This window comes from Neisseria sp. HMSC064D07, assembly GCF_001837185.1.
Lineage (GTDB): Bacteria > Pseudomonadota > Gammaproteobacteria > Burkholderiales > Neisseriaceae > Neisseria > Neisseria flavescens_C.
Map to the genome: position 1 here is coordinate 1 of NZ_KV831645.1, position 5,584 is coordinate 5,584.

General features: G+C 50.1%; 2 tRNA genes and 3 rRNA genes. All 5 read left to right on the forward strand.

The features are described from left to right. Positions 1-283: 283 nt before the first annotated feature. The 5 genes from HMPREF2608_RS00660 to rrf all read left to right on the forward strand — a co-directional run bounded on the left by HMPREF2608_RS00660 (position 284) and on the right by rrf (position 5,530). Positions 284-1,824: ribosomal RNA gene (locus HMPREF2608_RS00660) — 16S ribosomal RNA — on the forward strand. Positions 1,825-1,929: 105 nt separating this feature from the next. After that, positions 1,930-2,006 (forward strand) — tRNA-Ile (locus HMPREF2608_RS00665). A 5-nt stretch (positions 2,007-2,011) separates the two neighbouring features. After that, positions 2,012-2,087: transfer RNA gene (locus HMPREF2608_RS00670), tRNA-Ala, on the forward strand. A 347-nt stretch (positions 2,088-2,434) separates the two neighbouring features. Then, positions 2,435-5,323, forward strand: a 23S ribosomal RNA gene (locus tag HMPREF2608_RS00675). Between the two features lie 93 nt (positions 5,324-5,416). Further along, positions 5,417-5,530 (forward strand): 5S ribosomal RNA (gene rrf, locus HMPREF2608_RS00680). Together the 16S, 23S and 5S rRNA genes with 2 tRNA genes alongside form the textbook arrangement of a ribosomal RNA operon. The last annotated feature ends 54 nt before the right edge of the window (positions 5,531-5,584 follow it).

Below are 5,584 nucleotides of genomic sequence, written 5' to 3' on the forward strand. Positions count from 1 at the left end.
GGTGTTGACGGGTTTTGTTGGGAGGCGTATAGTTCGGTTCTTCGCTGCTGACGCGGTGAAGAAAACGAAGCAGACAGTATAACACAGTTAGTTGAAATTTTCGATAATTTTAGTTGACATTTGCTAAATGTACTGTATAATTCGATTCGCTCTTTAAAAAACAGATTACCGATAAGTGTGAGTGCATTAGGCCTCACACTGTTTGAAAGACAGACAAGATGATGTTTTAGACATTGTCCTGTCGGTTTCTTTGAAGCAGACCAGAAGTTATAAGTTAGAGATTGAACATAAGAGTTTGATCCTGGCTCAGATTGAACGCTGGCGGCATGCTTTACACATGCAAGTCGGACGGCAGCACAGAGAAGCTTGCTTCTTGGGTGGCGAGTGGCGAACGGGTGAGTAACATATCGGAACGTACCGAGTAATGGGGGATAACTAATCGAAAGATTAGCTAATACCGCATATTCTCTGAGGAGGAAAGCAGGGGACCTTCGGGCCTTGCGTTATTCGAGCGGCCGATATCTGATTAGCTAGTTGGTGGGGTAAAGGCCTACCAAGGCGACGATCAGTAGCGGGTCTGAGAGGATGATCCGCCACACTGGGACTGAGACACGGCCCAGACTCCTACGGGAGGCAGCAGTGGGGAATTTTGGACAATGGGCGCAAGCCTGATCCAGCCATGCCGCGTGTCTGAAGAAGGCCTTCGGGTTGTAAAGGACTTTTGTCAGGGAAGAAAAGGCTGTTGCTAATATCGACAGCTGATGACGGTACCTGAAGAATAAGCACCGGCTAACTACGTGCCAGCAGCCGCGGTAATACGTAGGGTGCGAGCGTTAATCGGAATTACTGGGCGTAAAGCGAGCGCAGACGGTTACTTAAGCAGGATGTGAAATCCCCGGGCTCAACCTGGGAACTGCGTTCTGAACTGGGTGACTAGAGTGTGTCAGAGGGAGGTAGAATTCCACGTGTAGCAGTGAAATGCGTAGAGATGTGGAGGAATACCGATGGCGAAGGCAGCCTCCTGGGATAACACTGACGTTCATGCTCGAAAGCGTGGGTAGCAAACAGGATTAGATACCCTGGTAGTCCACGCCCTAAACGATGTCAATTAGCTGTTGGGCAACTTGATTGCTTAGTAGCGTAGCTAACGCGTGAAATTGACCGCCTGGGGAGTACGGTCGCAAGATTAAAACTCAAAGGAATTGACGGGGACCCGCACAAGCGGTGGATGATGTGGATTAATTCGATGCAACGCGAAGAACCTTACCTGGTCTTGACATGTACGGAATCCTCCAGAGACGGAGGAGTGCCTTCGGGAGCCGTAACACAGGTGCTGCATGGCTGTCGTCAGCTCGTGTCGTGAGATGTTGGGTTAAGTCCCGCAACGAGCGCAACCCTTGTCATTAGTTGCCATCATTTAGTTGGGCACTCTAATGAGACTGCCGGTGACAAGCCGGAGGAAGGTGGGGATGACGTCAAGTCCTCATGGCCCTTATGACCAGGGCTTCACACGTCATACAATGGTCGGTACAGAGGGTAGCCAAGCCGCGAGGTGGAGCCAATCTCACAAAACCGATCGTAGTCCGGATTGCACTCTGCAACTCGAGTGCATGAAGTCGGAATCGCTAGTAATCGCAGGTCAGCATACTGCGGTGAATACGTTCCCGGGTCTTGTACACACCGCCCGTCACACCATGGGAGTGGGGGATACCAGAAGTAGGTAGGGTAACCGCAAGGAGCCCGCTTACCACGGTATGCTTCATGACTGGGGTGAAGTCGTAACAAGGTAGCCGTAGGGGAACCTGCGGCTGGATCACCTCCTTTCTAGAGAAAGAAGAGGTCTGATGCATTCACACTTATCGGTAAACTGTAAAAGATGCGGAAGAGAAAAGCTTGAGTGAAGACAAGATTCGCTTAAGAAGAGAATCCGGGTTTGTAGCTCAGCTGGTTAGAGCACACGCTTGATAAGCGTGGGGTCGGAGGTTCAAGTCCTCCCAGACCCACCAAGAACGGGGGCATAGCTCAGTTGGTAGAGCACCTGCTTTGCAAGCAGGGGGTCATCGGTTCGATCCCGTTTGCCTCCACCAAGAACTTTACAAATCAAAGGAAGCCTGCTATACTCAGCAGCTTATTTTGATTTGCGAAGTGAAATATCGACGCATCGATCTTTAACAAATTGGAAAGCCGAAATCAACAAACAAAGACAATGAGTTTATTTTGATTTTTTGTTCTTTGTAAAGGATAAAAATCTCTCGCAAGAGAAAAGAAAATAAACACAGTATTTGGGTGATGATTGTATCGACTTAATCCTGAAACACAAAAGGCAGGATTAAGACACAACAAAGCAGTAAGCTTTATCAAAGTAGGAATTTCAAGTTTGCTTCCCTAGTCAACGGGTAGGCAAACGAAGTCAAAGAGGTTCTTGAAATGATAGAGTCAAGTGAATAAGTGCATCAGGTGGATGCCTTGGCGATGATAGGCGACGAAGGACGTGTAAGCCTGCGAAAAGCGCGGGGGAGCTGGCAATAAAGCTATGATCCCGCGGTATCCGAATGGGGAAACCCACCTCTTAGGAGGTATCCTTATCTGAATACATAGGATAAGCGAAGCGAACCCGGAGAACTGAACCATCTAAGTACCCGGAGGAAAAGAAATCAACCGAGATTCCGCAAGTAGTGGCGAGCGAACGCGGAGGAGCCTGTACGTGATAACTGTCGAGATAGAAGAACAAGCTGGGAAGCTTGACCATAGTGGGTGATAGTCCCGTATTCGAAATCTCAACAGTGGTACTAAGCGTACGAAAAGTAGGGCGGGACACGTGAAATCCTGTCTGAATATGGGGGGACCATCCTCCAAGGCTAAATACTCATCATCGACCGATAGTGAACCAGTACCGTGAGGGAAAGGCGAAAAGAACCCCGGGAGGGGAGTGAAATAGAACCTGAAACCTGATGCATACAAACAGTGGGAGCACCCTTGTGGTGTGACTGCGTACCTTTTGTATAATGGGTCAACGACTTACATTCAGTAGCGAGCTTAACCGAATAGGGGAGGCGTAGGGAAACCGAGTCTTAATAGGGCGAACAGTTGCTGGGTGTAGACCCGAAACCGAGTGATCTATCCATGGCCAGGTTGAAGGTGCCGTAACAGGTACTGGAGGACCGAACCCACGCATGTTGCAAAATGCGGGGATGAGCTGTGGATAGGGGTGAAAGGCTAAACAAACTCGGAGATAGCTGGTTCTCCCCGAAAACTATTTAGGTAGTGCCTCGAGCAAGACACTGATGGGGGTAAAGCACTGTTATGGCTAGGGGGTTATTGCAACTTACCAACCCATGGCAAACTAAGAATACCATCAAGTGGTTCCTCGGGAGACAGACAGCGGGTGCTAACGTCCGTTGTCAAGAGGGAAACAACCCAGACCGCCAGCTAAGGTCCCAAATGATAGATTAAGTGGTAAACGAAGTGGGAAGGCCCAGACAGCCAGGATGTTGGCTTAGAAGCAGCCATCATTTAAAGAAAGCGTAATAGCTCACTGGTCGAGTCGTCCTGCGCGGAAGATGTAACGGGGCTCAAATCTATAACCGAAGCTGCGGATGCCAGTTTACTGGCATGGTAGGGGAGCGTTCTGTAGGCCGATGAAGGTGCATTGTAAAGTGTGCTGGAGGTATCAGAAGTGCGAATGTTGACATGAGTAGCGATAAAGCGGGTGAAAAGCCCGCTCGCCGAAAGCCCAAGGTTTCCTACGCAACGTTCATCGGCGTAGGGTGAGTCGGCCCCTAAGGCGAGGCAGAAATGCGTAGTCGATGGGAAACAGGTTAATATTCCTGTACTTGATTCAAATGCGATGTGGGGACGGAGAAGGTTAGGTTAGCAAGCTGTTGGAATAGCTTGTTTAAGCCGGTAGGTGGAAGACTTAGGCAAATCCGGGTCTTCTTAACACCGAGAAGCGATGACGAGTGTCTACGGACATGAAGTAACCGATACCACGCTTCCAGGAAAAGCCACTAAGCTTCAGTTTGAATTGAACCGTACCGCAAACCGACACAGGTGGGCAGGATGAGAATTCTAAGGCGCTTGAGAGAACTCAGGAGAAGGAACTCGGCAAATTGATACCGTAACTTCGGGAGAAGGTATGCCCTCTAAGGTTAAGGACTTGCTCCGTAAGCCCTGGAGGGTCGCAGAGAATAGGTGGCTGCGACTGTTTATTAAAAACACAGCACTCTGCTAACACGAAAGTGGACGTATAGGGTGTGACGCCTGCCCGGTGCTGGAAGGTTAATTGAAGATGTGCAAGCATCGGATCGAAGCCCCAGTAAACGGCGGCCGTAACTATAACGGTCCTAAGGTAGCGAAATTCCTTGTCGGGTAAGTTCCGACCCGCACGAATGGCGTAACGATGGCCACACTGTCTCCTCCTGAGACTCAGCGAAGTTGAAGTGGTTGTGAAGATGCAATCTACCCGCTGCTAGACGGAAAGACCCCGTGAACCTTTACTGTAGCTTTGCATTGGACTTTGAAGTCACTTGTGTAGGATAGGTGGGAGGCTTTGAAGCAGAGACGCCAGTCTCTGTGGAGCCGTCCTTGAAATACCACCCTGGTGTCTTTGAGGTTCTAACCCAGACCCGTAATCCGGGTCGGGGACCGTGCATGGTAGGCAGTTTGACTGGGGCGGTCTCCTCCCAAAGAGTAACGGAGGAGTTCGAAGGTTACCTAGGTCCGGTCGGAAATCGGACTGATAGTGCAATGGCAAAAGGTAGCTTAACTGCGAGACCGACAAGTCGAGCAGGTGCGAAAGCAGGACATAGTGATCCGGTGGTTCTGTATGGAAGGGCCATCGCTCAACGGATAAAAGGTACTCCGGGGATAACAGGCTGATTCCGCCCAAGAGTTCATATCGACGGCGGAGTTTGGCACCTCGATGTCGGCTCATCACATCCTGGGGCTGTAGTCGGTCCCAAGGGTATGGCTGTTCGCCATTTAAAGTGGTACGTGAGCTGGGTTTAAAACGTCGTGAGACAGTTTGGTCCCTATCTGCAGTGGGCGTTGGAAGTTTGACGGGGGCTGCTCCTAGTACGAGAGGACCGGAGTGGACGAACCTCTGGTGTACCGGTTGTAACGCCAGTTGCATAGCCGGGTAGCTAAGTTCGGAAGAGATAAGCGCTGAAAGCATCTAAGCGCGAAACTCGCCTGAAGATGAGACTTCCCTTGTGGTTTAACCACACTAAAGAGTCGTTCGAGACCAGGACGTTGATAGGTGGGGTGTGGAAGCGCGGTAACGCGTGAAGCTAACCCATACTAATTGCTCGTGAGGCTTGACTCTATCATTTGAAGAACTTCAAAGATAAAAGCTTACTGACTGATTCAGTCATCACCAATAATTGATTAAGGCTTTACCGATTTGTAACAGTTTAAGTTTGGCGGCCATAGCGAGTTGGTCCCACGCCTTCCCATCCCGAACAGGACCGTGAAACGACTCAGCGCCGATGATAGTGTGGTTCTTCCATGTGAAAGTAGGTCACCGCCAAACACCCATTCCGAAGCCCCCGACTGATGTCGGGGGCTTTTTACATGCCTGTCGGTT